We start from the raw sequence: 18,160 nt of genomic DNA on the forward strand, positions 1-18,160 counted from the left end.
AAAATCAGATAAATTATGAAAATAGTAAAACATTACTGGTTCGTTGCCATTGCATTGATTACAATGATAAGTTTTTCTTCATGTGAAAGCGATGAGGAAAGAGGATTTGACATTTCAGGATTATACGGTAAGACTTGGTGGGGCGATATGGGATTTGAAGACCGATATGGAGAACCTCTTTACAGTTACATCACATTCACCTCAGGTGCTTTCACAGATCATGGTGTAGGTACGGAAGAGCGCTGTTACCATAATGATGAACTTTATAGGGTATATAAGTTTGACTGGGAAATTCAAAACGGTTGGTTGTATCTATATTATTCAGATGGTTATACATTTATAATTGAATATCCATCCGTTTCAGGCCGCTATTTTTATGGCACGGCTGAAGATGGTTTTGAAATAAGACTAGAATGGGTGGACGGCAGAAGCATAAGAAAAAAGTAAGTTAGCAAGCTAACTTACTTTTTATGAAATCACACAATTAATTCCAGACATCCCGTGTCTTTATTCCACCATCACCCGATATCCTCCCGTATGCCCTCCGAATTCCGGAGCATAAGCAGACTGAACAGTTGCAATTCCGGCCTGATATTCTCCTGTCCGGTTCACATACACCTGATACTCTATCACATAAGTTCCTTTTCTCATCTGATCGATAAAGAACTGAGTCGAAGCATCTTTGGTAGCCTGATAATATCCCAGCCCGTTACCCCAACGGAATCCCGAAACTGCCTGTAACGGTTCCATACAAGCTGCACGGTCATCCTTGATCTGAACAAAATCCATATCACGGTCAGCCTTCACAGTCAGGCGAACGGTAATCTTATCGCCAACCTTCAATGGAGCTGATTCATTCAAAGCCTCATCTCCTTTATATAATTGACGGCTGACAGACAATCCGTTTCCCTGCTCACCTATTTGATCCATACTTTCCAGATATTGGGCATAAACGGCTCCCCAACCCATTCCGGTTCCTTCTTTATCCACGCTTACTTTCTTGATATTCATCACATCACCGGACACCGTCTTCTTGATATAACCGATGGCATCATCTGCCGGAGTCCGGATCACTTCTTTACCTAAAGTAATCTCTACTCCTCCTGTATTTGCCAATAAATCCGAAGCTCCTGTAGCCATCAATGCATACACCGCATCAGCCGTGGCAATCGGCGTTTCCCAAGTCTGTGTCTGTTTCTGCTTCAACAGCCAGCGTTTCATTTCATCAATAGCTTTCGTATCTTTTGTTATACGCTGTATAGCTTCCATAGCAGCCACTTCAGTCGGAATTTTATAACTGAACCATGAATATCGGGCTTTAGGAGTATCAAAGTAACGTCCCATTTCATCCGTCACAACAGAATACTCCATCAATGACTGCATAAACAGCTTGGCTTCTGCCACCTTACCGGCTTGCTGCAAGATGATAGCTCCCAACGCCTTTTCATAAATCGTCAGTTCTTTTCCCTCACCGGACAACTTGTCTATGAAATACCGGTTCACCTTTTCATCAACCGGAGCCTTGCCATCCAAAGCACAGATATACAAATACCTGAGAACCTGCTCTGACGGACGGATACCGACAGCCCCTTTCTTTTCAGCTTCTTTCATGGACTTATACTCTTCGGCTGCCTGCTTGCCTAAATACTCGAACCCTTTTTGAATCATAGGCTGCATCCGGCTGTCAGCATCCTGATGAGTCAATGCATTCAGCCGGACCAGCATTTCCATTACCTGAGTAGTTACATAGCGGCTGCCTTGCATACCTTTATACCAACTCCATGCGCCATCGGCATTTTGCAATTCTCCCAGTTTCTCTACAGAAACAGCCAGTTGGCTATTCATTGTATTCAGGTCAAACAAAGTGGCGATACGCTGTTTTTGTTCGGCTTCATTGGTAGCTTCTGCCAGCCAGGGAGTTTCAGCCAGCAGGATATTTTTCAGTTCCTGATTCTTTTGCAGATTGCTCATAAAAGTCTCCTTCGTGCCACCTTGAGCCTTCCAGCTATCAAAGACTTGCTTGATACGGGGATTTTCTTTGACTATATATGCAGCCAATGAATGGGCATAATAAGCGGTAGCCCAGGAAAGAGCATCTTCATTCTGAGGATGAGCCACTACAGGCAAAGCCTGCACGGCATACCAAGCCGGATGGGCAGTAAATTCTACGGTCAACCGTTGTTCGGAAACCGTTTTGCTATGCTTGTTAAACAGGTTTTCCAAAGAGAAAGTATGCGCACCTTCCCCATTCACGTTCAGAGGAACGGTTTCCGTCACCCACTGTTTGTCTGTCAGAACGGGGATGTAACGCTGTTCTCCATCACTGAAGGTATCTCCATCCGCTACCATCCGGCATGCCATTACCGCATATTTGTCACTCACTTCAAAAGTAAAGTTCACATGCCCGGTTTCTCCTCCCTTCACATCAAACTTCTGTTTTTGTGAATAGAATACCTTTTCTGTTTCCGGATTGAACAATTCCATGCGGACAGTCCCTTTCACTCCCTTGTCCGACAGGTTCATCAGTGAAGCGGCAATATTCGCTTTATCTCCCACGCGGACAAAGCGGGGCATATTAGGCTGAAGCATAAACTCCTTGCTGGCAGTAGCGGTAGCTTCTATCTTTCCATAATCCACATTCCGGGTATGTGCCAAGCCCATAAACTTCCATCGGGTAAGGCTTTCGGGCAGTACAAAGGAAATACTGACTTCACCTTTTTCATTGGTGCGGAGCTGTGGGTAAAAGAATGCCGTTTCCGCAAAGTTTTCACGTATCTGTATATCACCCGTTTCTGCCAGTTCTTCAGAACTGCCCATTTCTGCCTTTTCCTGTGCAGATGTTTCTACCATTTCTTCCTGGAGCACCATATCAGTAACAGCCTCCTGGTTCATCACAGCATTTGCGGCACTCCTGCCTCTAATCTTCAAAGCTCCTGCAAGAGTGGCACGAGGACTGCCTCCGTAACCTACCACCATAGCCTCCATTCTTCCTGTAGATGGAATGATCAATTCACTATATTCCAAAGGAACCGCACGGAGCCTCTTCAACGGGAAATCAACATACAAATAAGCATTCCGCATATAGGATGTATTCCAATAAGTCAAAGGAACCACATAATGAAAGTCCACTCCAAAGTCCAACTTATGTGCACTATAGATTTTATCCAGAGAAGCATCATACATAGTAGCCAGCATTTCAGCCTCAGCCGGGCTTCCATCCGGATAAAGTACCGTCAGTTTCCATTCCTCTTGCTGTCCAGAACGGAGTTTGTCACGGAACGTAGTCCATTTCAGCTGCAACTTCTTTTCAGGGGCCGGTTTCATAATCCGTGCATTATGACTGTAAAGTCTGCCATCTTTCACAAATGCCATACTTACCAGAATGCCGTCACCATATTCCTTCTTATAAGGGAAGCGGAAACTGACCACCGAGTCCGAAAGCTCTATACGTTTGCTTTCCAAGCGCTTATTTCCTGCAAATACATCATAAAGCAGATAGACATTCTTTTCGCTGCTACCTATATATACAGTAGCCGGAGATGCTGCATCAAATTCCAGACCATCCTGATAGAACCAATCCGTTATCACGAAAGGCGGACGCTTGTCGTTCAATGAAAACAGAAGGAAATTCTTAGATGCCGTACACTCTCTGCCCTGCGTATCCTTAGCCGAGAGCTTCAAACGATAATTGCCGGAAGGCAGGGCATAAATAGCCTCAGGAACAAAACTCTTGTTGGCTTCCACCGTACCGGTCAATACCTTTCTGCCTTCTTTTTCCTGACCGTCTTTCTGCTCCTCCATCTCGACTACCTGATAAGTAACCGGAGTATCTACCGGCTCACCCGAAAGATTCATGGCTGTCAGTTTTATTTCCAGCTTCTTTTCTTTCACCAAATTATCGGGCAGATTATCCATATTCAGCACCATTGAAGTGCTTCCTAAAGGCAATGACAAATTAGCTTGCTGTGTCTCACCTGCACCATCCGTCACATCCGCCTGTATGTTGTACGTATAATACCACAACGGAGATTCTCTCCTGTCCGAGTCTATTTCAAAATGCACCGGAACGCTGAACTTACCATCCGCATCGGTCATTGCCTCTCCCTCCCAACGGGCTGAACCTCTGCCCATAAACCGCCAGACCCAGGCATAGGAACGAGATATATTATAGTGTACCCTGGCATTCTGCACAGGCGCACCGGCAAAAGTCTTTGCCATACCCACCACTTCTATAGAGTCACCCACTTGATACTCCACTTTCACGGGCTCAAACGTGACATCAAAGGTGGGACGTTTATATTCTTCTACCTTAAAACTGACAGAAGTATCGGCCGCACGCAAGCTAAAATAACCGGTCAGGCAAGGAGAGGGCAAAACAAACTGTCCGCTGAACGAGCCAAAACCATTCGTCCGTACTTCCACTTTTCCTGTTTCATTATTATTCGCATCATATAGGGATACCGTATATTTTTTATCCGTCAGCACACGCGTAGAATCCTTTTCCATTTCATAAGCCAAGCCGGATACATATACGGTTTGACCGGGACGGTAAATGGAGCGGTCGGTAAATAATTGCAAAACTTCTTTCCTCTTGCTCTCTTTATAGTAATAATCATTTTTCCAAAGATTCAAGATGGGCATCGCATTATCAGCCGCCGTATGTGCATTATACCAGTATTTGTTACTATTCAGGAAATCCAGTTTCAAAGTACCCTGTTTATCCGCCTGGTAGGTCTGTTGGGGAGAATAGCCTCCCCCCTTCTCCGTATAAATGGTTACTTCCGCTTCCGAAACCGGCTGTCCGCTCACTGCATCTACCACCACCAGTTCCAACGTACCATCCGGCAGAGGACGATAAATGGTCTTTAAAGCGGTGACATTCATTAATGTTCCGTCCGAAACGCCCTTCTTCCCATCGGGCACTGCCTTTAAGAAATAAATTCCCGCTTGAGGAGCCTGTATGGTCAGGGTGGTATCGACATTCAAATAATCTGTAGTAGGTTTCAAAGAAAAATGCTCCTCGCGTTGCAAACGGGCATATTTACTTTCAAAATGGGTGGTTCTGTTCTGCAATACGGCAGAGGTAACGGGTAAATTCACCTTATATAACTGCAAGGTGATGCCGGTAAGGTTTTTATAATTTACTTTCACCGACTGCTGTTCACCCGGGTAAGCCGTAGCTATTTCCAGTGAGAGGCTTGCATTCAGAATTTCCTTTTCTATATTCTTCAGTTGGTTGATACCTTCGTAACGGGGGTATCCGGCTATTCCTTCACGAACTATCCGCAAGCGCTCTACCTGATTATTTTGATACTGTAGGAATTGTGCCAAAGCCAGATAAGCTTCAGGGACTGTTTTCACAGCCGGATAAGTATGAATCCACTTCCGGAGTTCCTGTTGGCATACGTCATTCGAGAAGTTTCCGGAAAAATTGCGGTACAGGTAATTCAATGCATCTATCCCGGTCAGCAACCAGCCCTCACGCTCCGTTTCCGTATCGTATGCTTTCAGCAAGGACTGATAAGTCTGCATGACAGCTGCCGTCAGGTCACAATCAGAGACAGGAACAAACTGATAAGTAACAAACTGATCCATATCCGTCATATCCACAGGCAGACTGTTTGTCTGATTTGCTTTAGCAGCCGCCTGCCACCTGTACTGCTGCATGATCTGTATGGCACGACGTGCCAGCAGGTTGTACAGATTATCACGAAAATACCGTTTACTAGTCTCTCCCACTCTCACCATAGGTCTCAATTTCTCGACCGGGATAAGTAATAACCGGTCCTTATCCTTGAGAGAGGCCTGCAAATAACCCAATCCTTTTTTTACGTCGACAGGCATGGTCATTTCACCCAGAATGGAATACAATATAGCTTTGTCTTCCACACTGCCGGTTTGGGAAGCCCATTGTTCCAAACCATTCATATCTACCTTCAAGCTATCGGGAGTTAAAAGGGAACGGTACTGCATGGCAGTGAGATAGGCTTTCATCATTTGCGGTACATTCTGTTCCGCTTTTGCTTTATCGTAGATTTTCATTGCTTCGGAAATAACCGACTTGGGCAGATCCTTTCGTTCCAATACTTCCAGTTCTTTCCACAAATTGTCATAGGTTTGTGCCTGCATAGGAGCAAATACGCTCATTACCAGTAACACTATCAAAGATAAATAACGAATTTTCATATCTACAATCTTTTAGTTCGTACTAAGTCTTCTTTAACAAAGAAACGAAATAGATGTTTAAAGACTGCATACGTTTTAATTAAAATAACTAAAACAGAAAAGGAAAGATCTTTCAGCGCAGCCAAAGCAAACGTTGCAGCACCAGTCTTTTATAGGGTTTCTTCATGTCTTCGGGCAGGAAGGAAACATCTATCAGTTCCATCCATTTAATGATGGAACGTCGGAATTTCCAAGCGATGTTCTCTATTACCTTGCCACTGCCCCCCGGCGAGCTCCTCCGTATCCTCGGGCATGACAATAACCGTGGACAGCAAATGGTATGCAGGCGTCAGACTATAGCCCATCCCCGTATCATACAATGAAAAGTTCTTCAGGTGCCAGCCGGATAACGCAAGAATCCGGCATCATAGACAAAGGTAAAACCATTTTCGTCTTCCGTCAGCGTCCCCGCGTAGATATATATCATTCAGGTATATTTTTCCCCTTCTCATACGCTATGCTCCTTTCCTGCAGGCACTGCTCCCACTTCATACCCGAAGAGGGCAAGCACCTGGTTTACCTTGTCTATTCGCAAAGTTTGCTTTCCTTGCTCCAACTCGCGCACAAAGCGAAGCCCCACTCCCGCCTTAGCTGCCAAATCTACTTGCGTAAGTCCGAACCGCTTGCGCATTTCCTTAACAAACAATGACAATGAATTATTCATAATTACACCCTTTAGGGTACCAATATAGCAAAACCAGCGATAATTACACCCTAATGGGTATAATTTATTAGCTTCTTTTGCATAATATACCCGAAAGGGTGCAAAGTATTAGCCCGGGCCATCGCATTACGGAAAACCAGGAGTATTCAGCAAATTCGTGATACAAAGAAAAAGGACAGGAAAATTCCTTCAAAAGCTTCAGCCTCTCCGCAAACCCTTTGCCGGTGGGCATTCCGGCTGAAGGATTACACCGGAAAATGCTTCAGCCCGAAGAAAAATCCTTCAGCCGCGCCTCTGGGAGTATGCGTACTCCGCACAGACTGGTTCCCCAATGCTTCAAAAGTCCTATATCCAGGCACTTGTCACCGTATTGCACCCCTAAATGAGCAAACTGACACAACCGGAAACATATTCTTTTTCATCAGGATAAGTTTATATTTTCTGCCTTTCAAGTTTATCGTTTCACTCTAGTGATGAAGTTTCATCACTAGAGTGAAATAATTTGATCACTAAAGTGATACAACTTCTTCACTAAAATGAAACGATAATTTTGAAAGGCAGTCAAAGCAAACTCTTCCTAATAGTAACATCATTTCCAACAGGCATAAAAGCACTAGAGAAAATAAACTTCCACAAACACATCCCGAACAGCCAAAAACTGAAGCTTCCATAATCGGGCTGAAGAAATTTCCAAAGGCAATCCTTCAGCCGCTTCGCCCTATTGACGGGCTTTTGCGGAGAGGCTGAAGCTTCTGAAACAAAAAACAGGGCAATGTCCCCGGAGGCACTGACAATCATCTCAACGGTAGCAGAAACCGACAAGTGTACACATGAAGCGGCAGTTTCCGAATAAAATAAGCCCACTCCCGCAGTATATAGCCGGAAATATTGTATATTTGCTCTGTACAAAAAGAAATAGAACCACTATGGAAAAAGAAGAATTAATGCGGAAAGCCATTGAGCTTTCTATAGAGAACGTGGCAAACGGCGGCGGCCCTTTCGGAGCAGTTATCGCCAAGGACGGAGAAATTATCGCTACCGGAGTCAATCGTGTCACTTCACAATGCGACCCTACCGCCCATGCGGAAGTCAGCGCCATCCGTGCGGCGGCAAGCAAACTAGGAACATTCAACTTGAGCGGATGTGAAATTTATACTTCGTGTGAACCGTGTCCTATGTGTCTGGGAGCCATTTACTGGGCACGACTGGATAAAATGTATTATGCAAACAACAAGACAGATGCCAAGAATATAGGTTTTGACGACTCTTTTATCTATGATGAGTTAAGCCTGAAGCCTTCGGCACGCAAGCTGCCTTCCGAAGTTCTTTTGGCGGAAGAGGCGATAAAGGCATTCCAACAATGGACAGAGAAAAGTGACAAAGTGGAGTATTAATAGAAAGGCGCGGACGAAATCCCTATCATCCGCGCCCGAAATCTTTATAAGATCTTAAAGACTATTCTTTTACCGGCGTATTTTCCAACGTAGCTACCACGAAATCATAGAACTTGCCTACAGAAGGAATAAAGCAGCGTTCATCCGGTGAGTGAGGAGAACGCAAGGTAGGACCGAAAGAAATCATATCCAATCCCGGAACCACCGCACCGATGATACCGCATTCCAAGCCGGCATGAATCACTTTCACAGCAGGTTCCGTACCGAATTGTGCCTTATAAGACTCCTTCATGGCTTTCAGAATAGGAGAATCCACATTGGGTTCCCAGCCTGAATAACCACCTGAACGGGTTACTTCCATACCTGCCATAGAGAAACAGCTTTCCAATGCAGTATTCAGATAATCCTTCATTGAATCGCGTGAACTGCGGGCCAGGATTTTTATCTCCGCCTTGCCACCACCTATAGAAACAATAGCCAGATTGGAAGAGGTTTCCACGGTATCGGGGATAGTAGGAATCATACGCATCACTCCATTCTGACAAGCATAAATGGCATCCACCAGATTATCTTTAATTTCATCGGGAACCATCATCGCAGGCAATTCCACCCGTTCTGCCTTGAAGCTGATCGGTGTTTCGTGTACATGATATTCTTCATTCCACAATGCTTCGCACTCCTGCACAAATTCCAGTACGTCCGCTTCTTCTTCAGCCGGAACCGTAATGACCACTTCACATTCACGAGGAATAGCGTTACGCATATTGCCACCTTGCCAGGACACCAGACAAGCCTCATCGTAAGTTATCACCTGGTTCATGAAACGAGCCATCAGCTTGTTGGCATTGGCACGTCCTTCATTTATTTCCAATCCTGAATGACCACCGCGCAGCCCTTTCAAGGTAACTTTCAAAGCAATGTCAGCCGGATCTGTTTCCACTTCTTTATATTCCAACACTGCTGTCAGGTCTTCACCGCCTGCACAACCGATATACAATTCTCCTTCTTCTTCCGAATCCAGATTCAACAGAATATCACCGTCTACCGTTCCCGGCTTCAAACCGAACGCACCGAACATACCGGTTTCTTCGTCGGCAGTAATCAGTGCTTCCAACGGACCATGTTTCAGCGTCTTGTCTTCCATGATAGCCATGATAGCGGCAACACCCATGCCATCATCGGCTCCCAAAGTCGTGCCTTTAGCTTTCACCCAATCTCCGTCAATGTAAGTCTCGATAGGATCATTTTCAAAATCATGCACTGTATCGTTATTCTTCTGAGGAACCATGTCCATGTGAGCCTGAAGAATCACCTTCTTACGGTTTTCCATCCCCGGAGTGGCAGGCTTGCGGTAAATAATATTACCGGCTTCGTCCTGGAATGACTCTACGCCTACACTTTTTCCAAAGTTCAGCAAGAACTCTTGCACTTTCTTCAAGTAACCCGAAGGGCGGGGAACCTGAGTCAATGAATAGAAATGCTTCCACACATTCTGCGGAGCGAGAGAGAGAATTGTACTCATAACTTCTTAGTTTTATTTGTGAACGGCAAAGCCGCTAATCCATATATACCCAACAAAATTAATAAAAAAGTTTGTATTCCATGCACTAATAAGGCAAAAATTCCCGCATCTTCTTTTCCCACTCCATAGAGCATCATCATCGTTATGACAGCAAAATGCCACGGACCCGCCCCATTAGGAGTCGGAACTACTACCGCAATGCTACCTACAGCAAACATGACCAGTCCCGCCATCACTCCCAAATTATCGGAAAAATCGAAACAAAAGAAAGAAACATAGAATTGCAGGAAATAGCAAGTCCAGATACCGACGGTATAAAGAATGAACAGAGGCATCCGCTTTACATGACGCAAAGACAGTACACCGACCCATACATTATGGAGAATGCCTTTCACCTTAGCAAAGACCGTCACATTCCTGATCAGAAAAAAAGCCAGCACCAATACGGCCAGCACACAGACGATAGTGATATAGAAATGCCCCGAAGTAAATACCTGTGCCAAAACCGTGGTATCCGTGCCGGTTTCTTTAAAAAAAATATCGAATACCCTTGCCTGCATTATAAGAGTTACCCCTGTAATCAACGACACACACAGCGTATCAATCAGCCGTTCCGTAACCACCGTACCCAGCGATTTGGAAAAAGATGTACCATCATATTTAGCCAACACCCCGCAACGGGAAATCTCACCTACACGGGGAACAACCAAGTTGGCGGCATAAGACACAAAGATGGCATACACACAATCGGATGTTTTGGGATGCTCGCCCAACGGAGCCAGCGTAAGCTTCCACCGCCAGCCACGAAAAATATGGCTAAACACACCAAACACTAATGACACTAACATCCACCCATAGTTCATTCCTCCATCCAAGACCTCCCACACCCGGGAAAAATTGAATCCGTGATACATCCATATCAGTATCGCAGCCCCCAAAAATAACGGAAATGCAATCTGCAAACCTTTATTTATAATCTTTTTTAATCGAGTTCGTTCCAAAATCTGTGTATATTAATTTAGAATGTTTACCTTTGCACGATGCAAAGATACTATCTTAGCGAAATAAACCTATTTATTAACGATAGAAAAATAACGGAATGGGATTAGTAAAGCCAAAAAAATTTCTAGGACAACACTTCTTGAAAGATCTCAGTATTGCAAAAGATATAGCCGATACGGTAGACGTGTGCCCTGACTTGCCAATTCTGGAAGTAGGACCGGGGATGGGGGTACTAACCCAGTTTATTATGCAGAAAAACCGTCCGGTAAAAGTGGTGGAACTGGACTATGAATCTGTAGCCTATCTCCGTGAGAACTTCCCTGCCCTGGAAAATAATATCATTGAAGACGACTTCTTGAAACTGAACCTCGAAAAATTATTTGACGGAAAACCTTTTGTCCTGACCGGCAACTATCCTTATAATATATCCAGCCAGATATTCTTTAAAATGCTGGATTACAAAGACCTGATACCCTGTTGTACCGGAATGATCCAAAAAGAAGTGGCCGAACGCATTGCCGCCGGTCCCGGAAGCAAGACATACGGCATTCTCAGTATCCTGATACAAGCCTGGTACAAAGTAGAATACCTGTTCACCGTACACGAACATGTATTCAATCCGCCTCCCAAGGTGAAAAGTGCGGTCATCCGTATGACACGCAATGAAACGACGGAACTGGGATGCAATGAAAAATTGTTCAAGCTCATTGTAAAAACAACATTCAACCAACGGCGTAAAACTTTGAGAAACTCTATTTCTTCCATTTTAGACAAAGAGAACCCATTGAGCACAGACCCCATTTTCAACAAACGCCCGGAACAGTTGTCTGTACAAGAGTTTATCGAACTGACCAACCGGGTGGAAGCGGCGCTGAAAAACAAGACGGATATTGTCTATAGCAATGATATCGCCCGGAAAGGAACAAACAAGAAAGAATAACACCTATTTATTATATTAACGGAAGAATAGGATGAATAAAGAGGAATTAGAAAAAGTAGAGCAGCTGATCGAGCAAAAAGACTCAGAGCAACTGAAGGACTTGCTTGCCGGACTGCATCCTGCCGACATAGCAGAGCTGTGCAATGAACTGGATGCGGAAGAAGCACGGTTCATATACCTGTTACTGGACAATGAGACTGCCGCCGATGTCCTTATCGAAATGGACGAAGACGCCCGTAAGGAATTCCTGGAAATCCTTCCCTCTGAAACAATCGCCAAACGGTTCGTTGACTACATGGATTCGGATGATGCCGTGGACATTATCCGTGAAATGGACGAGGACAAACAAGAAGAAGTCCTCTCACACATTGAAGACATAGAACAAGCCGGAGATATTGTCGATTTGTTGAAATATGACGAAGACACTGCCGGTGGATTGATGGGTACCGAAATGGTAATCGTAAACGAAAACTGGAGTATGCCCGAATGTCTGAAGGAAATGCGCATCCAGGCGGAAGATATGGACGAAATCTATTATGTATATGTAGTAGACGATGACCAGCGGCTGCGCGGTGTGTTCCCGTTGAAGAAAATGATCACCAGCCCTTCCGTATCCAAAGTGAAGCACGTGATGAGGAAAGAACCGATATCCGTCCATGTAGATACCCCTATAGACGAAGTGGTACAAACCATTGAAAAATATGACCTGGTCGCCGTTCCGGTAGTGGACAGTATCGGACGCCTGGTAGGACGGATTACGGTAGACGATGTGATGGACGAAGTACGTGAACAGGCTGAGCGCGACTACCAGCTGGCATCAGGTTTGTCACAAGACGTGGAAACAGACGATAATGTATTCCGCCAGACTACAGCCCGTCTGCCCTGGCTGCTCATCGGCATGATAGGCGGAATAGGAAACTCCATGATTCTGGGCAACTTTGACAGCACTTTTGCCGCACATCCCGAAATGGCCCTCTACATCCCCCTTATCGGCGGAACAGGGGGGAATGTGGGAACACAGTCCTCGGCACTTATCGTACAAGGACTGGCAAACAGCTCGCTGGATGCCCAAAACACCTGGAAACAAATAGTAAAGGAATCTGTAGTGGCCGTAATCAATGCTACTATTATTTCTATGCTGGTATATATCTATAATTTCATCCGTTTCGGGGCAAGTGCCACCGTGACTTATTCGGTTTCATTCAGCCTGTTTGCAGTAGTCATGTTCGCTTCCATCTTTGGGACCCTGGTTCCTATGACACTGGAAAAACTAAAAATAGATCCGGCCATCGCTACAGGTCCGTTCATATCCATCACCAATGACATTATAGGTATGATGCTTTATATGGGCATCACCGTATTACTATCCTGACACATTTCACTACAGATTACATAGATTGAAATTCAGAGAAAAACAGATTCACACAGAAACCGGCAAAGAATCACAATAAAAGAGAATCTGTATGAATCTATGTAATCTGCAGTGCATTTATCCCCCTTGATTCTCCTATTTTCTCCACTTTTAAGGATTTTCCTAAAAAAATCGGGAAAAACAGTATGAAGTTCTAATTTATTTCTTTTAATTTGTAAATTGTTGTTATAACAAAAACGCTTACTTTAAAAATCTATACGATGGACTCGAATGAAACTATCCGCCCTTTAACCGAAGTTCCAGTGGAACAGACATCTGAAACTTTGGTATCATCTTCCGCTACTGCAGAAGAAAATAACGCTACGTATGTACCTAAACAAACGAAAGAAGAGGTCATCGAACGTTTAAAAGAAATCAACGAAGACGCCTGCAATGCAGACAAACAAGAGTTGGATTTATTGAAACAGAACTTCTACAAGCTGCACAAGGCTGAGCAAGAAGCCGCCCGTAAGGCATTTATTGATGGCGGAGGTGCTCCTGAGGCATTTATTCCCCAACCGGACGATGCTGAAAGCCGTTTCAAAGATATCATGAGCTCTATCAAAGAGAAAAGAAGCGCCATACAAGCAGAACAAGATAAAGAAAAAGAAGATAACCTGGTGAAAAAGCTCGCCATTATCGACCGCTTGAAAGAACTTGCCGAATCTCCCGAAGATGCCAACAAAGCATACAATGAATTCAAGAAACTGCAACAGGAATGGAACGATATAAAACAGGTGCCGGCTGCCAAGGTAAATGAACTATGGAAAAATTATCAGCACTATGCAGAAAAGTTCTATGACTTGATAAAGCTGAACAATGAATTCCGTGAGTATGATTTTAAAAAGAATCTTGAAATAAAAACTCATCTCTGTGAAGCCGCAGAGAAATTGGCTGATGAAGAAGATGTGATTTCCGCTTTCCACCAATTACAAAAGTTACATCAGGAATTCCGGAATACGGGTCCTGTTGCAAAAGAATTGCGCGAAGATATATGGACCCGGTTCAAAACTGCCTCTACAGCCGTAAACCGTCGTCACCAGCAACATTTCGAAGCCTTAAAAGAAAAAGAGCAACGTAATTTGGATGAAAAGACCGTAATCTGTGAAATTGTGGAAGCGATGGAATACGATACGTTCACTACTTTCCAAGACTGGGAAAACAAAACTCAGGAAATCATTGCTTTGCAAGCTAAATGGAAAACAATTGGTTACGCACCTCAAAAAATGAACGTGAAGATATTCGAACGTTTCCGTGCCGCTTGTGATGAGTTTTTCAAACGCAAAGCCGAGTTCTTCAAATCCATCAAGGAAAGTATGGCAGGCAATCTGGAAAAGAAGAAAGCATTATGTGAAAAAGCAGAAGCACTAAAAGAAAGCACAGACTGGAAAGCAACTGCTGATATTCTAAGCAAATTACAAAAGGAATGGAAAACAATCGGTCCTGTACCTAAAAAGTATTCGGATGCCGTATGGAAACGATTCATTGCCGCATGTGATTATTTCTTCGAGCAAAAGAACAAGGCGACTTCTTCACAACGCTCGGTTGAACAGGAAAACATGGTTCAGAAAAAGGCGATCATTGAAAAATTAAATGCAATTGACGCACAGGAAACACCGGAAGAGGATGCGGGAAACACCATTCGAGAATTAATGAAAGAATGGAACGGCATCGGTCATGTACCGTTTAAAGAAAAAGATAAACTGTACAAGCAATATCATGGTGTCATCGACAAGTTGTTTGACAAGCTGAATCTTTCCGCATCACAGAAAAAATTAAGCAATTTTAAATCAACCATCAGCAAGGAAGGCAACCTTTATCGTGAACGTGAAAAACTGGTTCGTGCTTACGAAAATATGAAGAACGAAATTCAGACTTATGAGAACAATTTGGGCTTCCTGACCAGTTCTTCCAAAAAAGGTAGCAGTTTGGTTACGGAAATGAATCGTAAAGTGGAAAAACTCAAAGCAGACCTAGAATTGATCTTGAAAAAAATTGAGGTGATCGACCAATCAATGAAAAACGAATAAAAACAGTTATATGAAAAAAGAGTCTAACGCAAATGCGTTAGACTCTTTTTTCATATAACACTACTAATTCTTAAGATAACCAACACAAAATAAAAAAAGATCTTCTAAAATTATAATTTTAGAAGATCTTTGTCTTTGACAAGTGGTTTGTCTGTTGGGATACCAGGATTCGAACCTGGAAAAACAGGACCAGAATCTGTTGTGTTACCATTACACCATATCCCAATTTTCCTATCAAAACACCCGTTTTGATTTTGACGCTGCAAAGATACGGCTTTTTATTTAATCCACAAATTTTTGAAGCTTTTTTTTCTAATCAAGATTCTTTTTTTCTCCATTTGCCTTCTTTTCCGGCCTTCCTTATCCTTCTTGACCGTGTATCATCATTCTAGACTTAACATAACAATAAAAAGATTCTCTAACTAAAAAAAACAAAAACCGAATATATTTAATGCACATTTTTTCGCTAGAATGAGAAAACCAAGTATCTTTGTGCATTGTTGTAAATACATATATTAGAATAATCAGTTGTTAATAACATTATAATGAACGAAGCAGAGACTTTAGTAAAAAAAATAACAGAAGGCATTCAAGAAAAGAAAGGTAAAAACATTGTAATAGCGGACCTCACCGCCATTAATGATACCATTTGCAGCTATTTCGTAATCTGTCAAGGTAATTCCCCAAGTCAAGTTACAGCTATCGTTGACTCAGTCAAGGAATATGTACATAAAGAAATAAATGACAAACCTACGGGAATAGACGGACTGAGAAACGCAGAATGGGTTGCAATGGACTACAGTGATGTACTGGTACATGTCTTTTTGCCGGAAACAAGAAATTTTTATAATCTGGAACATTTATGGGCAGATGCCAAACTAACCCAAATTCCTGATCTAGACTAATCCAATACAGAATCAAAATGAGTGAAAATACCAATAATAAACCAAAGATAAATATGCCACGCTTCAATTTGAGTTGGCTGTATGTTATCATTGCCATGAGTTTTGCCATCCTCTACTTTTCCAATCAAGAAGGAGGAATTGACAAACAAATAACATATACCGAGTTTAAAGATATGATAAACAAGGGATATGCCAATAAAATAATTGCATACGATGACAACACGGTAGAAATGTACATTAAACCGGAATTTGTTAAAGATGTATTTAAAAATGACTATAAAAAAGTAGGTCGTAATCCAGCCTTGAACGTAGAAATAGGTTCCATGGAGTCATTGGATAAATTCATGGAAAAGGCACAGGAAGAAGGTCATTTTACCGGATCTATCAGTTATGAAAAGAAACGCGACTACTTCGGTGCATTATTTTGGAATATCGCTCCGTTTTTACTGTTGATCGGTATCTGGATGTTTGCCATGCGCCGCATGAGCGGCGGAGCAGGGGCCGGAGGCGCCAATCCGTTCAACGTAGGTAAAAGCAAAGCTCAGGTATACGAAAAAGGAGACAAAACTAACCGGATTACTTTTAAAGATGTAGCCGGACAAGCGGAAGCTAAACAAGAAGTGGAGGAAATTGTAGAGTTTCTGAAACAACCTCAGAAATACACGGAGCTGGGAGGTAAGATACCTAAAGGCGCTTTACTGGTAGGCCCTCCGGGAACCGGTAAGACTTTGCTGGCAAAAGCTGTTGCCGGTGAGGCGGATGTACCTTTCTTTTCGCTTTCGGGTTCCGACTTTGTGGAAATGTTTGTCGGAGTAGGTGCATCCCGTGTACGTGACTTGTTCCGCCAGGCGAAAGAGAAAGCTCCTTGCATTATTTTCATTGATGAAATTGACGCGGTAGGACGTGCCCGTGGCAAAAATCCAAGCATGGGTGGAAATGATGAACGCGAAAATACATTAAACCAATTATTGACAGAAATGGACGGTTTTGGTTCAAATAGCGGTGTGATCATTTTGGCCGCTACCAACCGCGCGGATATATTGGATAAGGCATTATTGCGTGCCGGTCGTTTTGACCGCCAGATTCATGTTGACTTACCCGACTTAAACGAACGTAAAGAAGTATTCGGAGTACATTTGAAGCCTTTAAAACTGGACGAAAGTGTTGATCTGGATTTGCTCGCCCGTCAAACTCCGGGATTCAGTGGGGCAGATATTGCCAATGTATGTAATGAAGCAGCACTGATCGCCGCCCGCCATGGTAAGAATGCGGTTGGGAAACAAGATTTTCTAGATGCTGTAGACCGTATTATCGGTGGTTTGGAAAAGAAAACCAAAATCATGACTGCCGAAGAAAAGCGTACTATTGCCTTACACGAAGCCGGTCACGCTACGCTGTCTTGGTTTTTGGAACATGCCAATCCTTTGATTAAGGTAACCATTGTTCCCCGTGGACGTGCATTGGGAGCCGCATGGTATTTGCCCGAAGAACGGCAGATCACAACCAAAGAGCAGATGCTGGATGAAATGTGTGCCACTTTAGGTGGACGTGCAGCCGAAGAACTGTTCACCGGACATATTTCAACCGGTGCCATGAACGATTTGGAACGTGTGACAAAACAATCATATGGAATGATTGCTTATGCCGGAATGAGTGAAAAGTTACCCAACTTATGTTATTACAGCAACGATGAATACTCTTTCAGCAAGCCTTACAGTGAACGTACAGCCGAACTGATTGACGAAGAAGTGAAAAGAATGATCAACGAACAATATGATCGGGCAAAAGCAATATTATCCGAACATAAAGATGGTCACAACGAGCTGGCCCGTCTGTTGGTTGAAAAAGAAGTAATTTTCGCCGAAGATGTGGAACGCATTTTCGGCAAACGCCCCTGGACTTCACGTTCAGAAGAAATTATGGCTTTAGAAGCTACAGCAAAACCAGTAGAAGTAACCGAAGATTTTGAAGAGAAGAATTCTTCAGATTCTGAGGAAAAGGAAAAAAAAGAAGCATAACATTGTAGAAAGATCTGTCAACTATATAAGCATTGTCATTCTGAATGAT

Annotated in this window: 11 protein-coding genes and 1 tRNA gene; 7 read left to right on the forward strand and 5 right to left on the reverse strand. The window is 43.4% G+C overall.

Annotation, left to right across the window (positions count from 1 at the left end; all coding sequences use genetic code 11):
- Positions 1-15: 15 nt before the first annotated feature.
- On the forward strand, positions 16-447 hold the full coding sequence (locus tag RE317_RS04750; protein ID WP_008667780.1) for a hypothetical protein: 432 nt from the start codon (positions 16-18) through the stop codon (positions 445-447).
- A gap of 60 nt (positions 448-507) precedes the next feature.
- Here RE317_RS04750 and RE317_RS04755 read toward each other — a convergent pair whose 3' ends face one another.
- Positions 508-6,186 (reverse strand): alpha-2-macroglobulin, encoded by a 5,679-nt coding sequence (locus RE317_RS04755; protein WP_117889614.1) that lies wholly within the window; start codon positions 6,184-6,186, stop codon positions 508-510.
- A gap of 487 nt (positions 6,187-6,673) precedes the next feature.
- On the reverse strand, positions 6,674-6,889 hold the full coding sequence (locus RE317_RS04765; protein WP_005845833.1) for a helix-turn-helix transcriptional regulator: 216 nt from the start codon (positions 6,887-6,889) through the stop codon (positions 6,674-6,676).
- A 926-nt stretch (positions 6,890-7,815) separates the two neighbouring features.
- Here RE317_RS04765 and RE317_RS04770 point away from each other — a divergent pair.
- Positions 7,816-8,283 (forward strand): nucleoside deaminase, encoded by a 468-nt coding sequence (locus tag RE317_RS04770; RefSeq protein ID WP_117873489.1) that lies wholly within the window; start codon positions 7,816-7,818, stop codon positions 8,281-8,283.
- 61 nt (positions 8,284-8,344) lie between these two features.
- Here the strand turns inward: RE317_RS04770 and RE317_RS04775 are convergent, their stop codons facing one another.
- Both RE317_RS04775 and RE317_RS04780 read right to left on the reverse strand, forming a co-directional pair.
- Complete coding sequence (locus RE317_RS04775) at positions 8,345-9,805, reverse strand: aminoacyl-histidine dipeptidase (RefSeq protein ID WP_005845829.1); 1,461 nt, start codon at positions 9,803-9,805, stop codon at positions 8,345-8,347.
- Positions 9,802-10,806, reverse strand: coding sequence for a lysylphosphatidylglycerol synthase transmembrane domain-containing protein (locus RE317_RS04780; protein ID WP_117873487.1), 1,005 nt, complete (start codon positions 10,804-10,806; stop codon positions 9,802-9,804). Before RE317_RS04780 ends, RE317_RS04775 begins: the two co-directional genes overlap by 4 nt.
- Positions 10,807-10,904: 98 nt before the next feature.
- Between RE317_RS04780 and rsmA the strand changes: the two genes are divergently transcribed.
- The 3 genes from rsmA (at position 10,905) to RE317_RS04795 (ending at position 15,188) form a co-directional block, all read left to right on the forward strand.
- Complete coding sequence (gene rsmA / locus RE317_RS04785) at positions 10,905-11,747, forward strand: 16S rRNA (adenine(1518)-N(6)/adenine(1519)-N(6))-dimethyltransferase RsmA (RefSeq protein ID WP_117873485.1); 843 nt, start codon at positions 10,905-10,907, stop codon at positions 11,745-11,747.
- 31 nt (positions 11,748-11,778) lie between these two features.
- The gene (mgtE, locus tag RE317_RS04790; protein ID WP_005845823.1) at positions 11,779-13,119 is read left to right on the forward strand and encodes a magnesium transporter; all 1,341 of its coding nucleotides are present in this window, start codon (positions 11,779-11,781) and stop codon (positions 13,117-13,119) included.
- A 260-nt stretch (positions 13,120-13,379) separates the two neighbouring features.
- Positions 13,380-15,188 (forward strand): DUF349 domain-containing protein, encoded by a 1,809-nt coding sequence (locus RE317_RS04795; RefSeq protein WP_022508863.1) that lies wholly within the window; start codon positions 13,380-13,382, stop codon positions 15,186-15,188.
- Positions 15,189-15,342: 154 nt separating this feature from the next.
- On the opposite strand, the gene RE317_RS04800 is transcribed toward RE317_RS04795, so the two are convergent.
- Positions 15,343-15,413, reverse strand: a tRNA-Gln gene (locus tag RE317_RS04800).
- Between the two features lie 320 nt (positions 15,414-15,733).
- Here RE317_RS04800 and rsfS point away from each other — a divergent pair.
- Positions 15,734-16,093 carry a ribosome silencing factor gene (gene rsfS / locus RE317_RS04805; protein ID WP_005845819.1) on the forward strand — a complete coding sequence of 120 codons (360 nt, stop codon included), beginning with the start codon at positions 15,734-15,736 and terminating at the stop codon, positions 16,091-16,093.
- Positions 16,094-16,110: 17 nt separating this feature from the next.
- Positions 16,111-18,111 (forward strand): ATP-dependent zinc metalloprotease FtsH, encoded by a 2,001-nt coding sequence (gene ftsH / locus RE317_RS04810; RefSeq protein WP_117889616.1) that lies wholly within the window; start codon positions 16,111-16,113, stop codon positions 18,109-18,111.
- Positions 18,112-18,160: the final 49 nt, after the last annotated feature.

The sequence above is a fragment of the Phocaeicola sp. GP0067 genome, assembly GCF_031119655.1.
Lineage (GTDB): Bacteria > Bacteroidota > Bacteroidia > Bacteroidales > Bacteroidaceae > Phocaeicola > Phocaeicola vulgatus.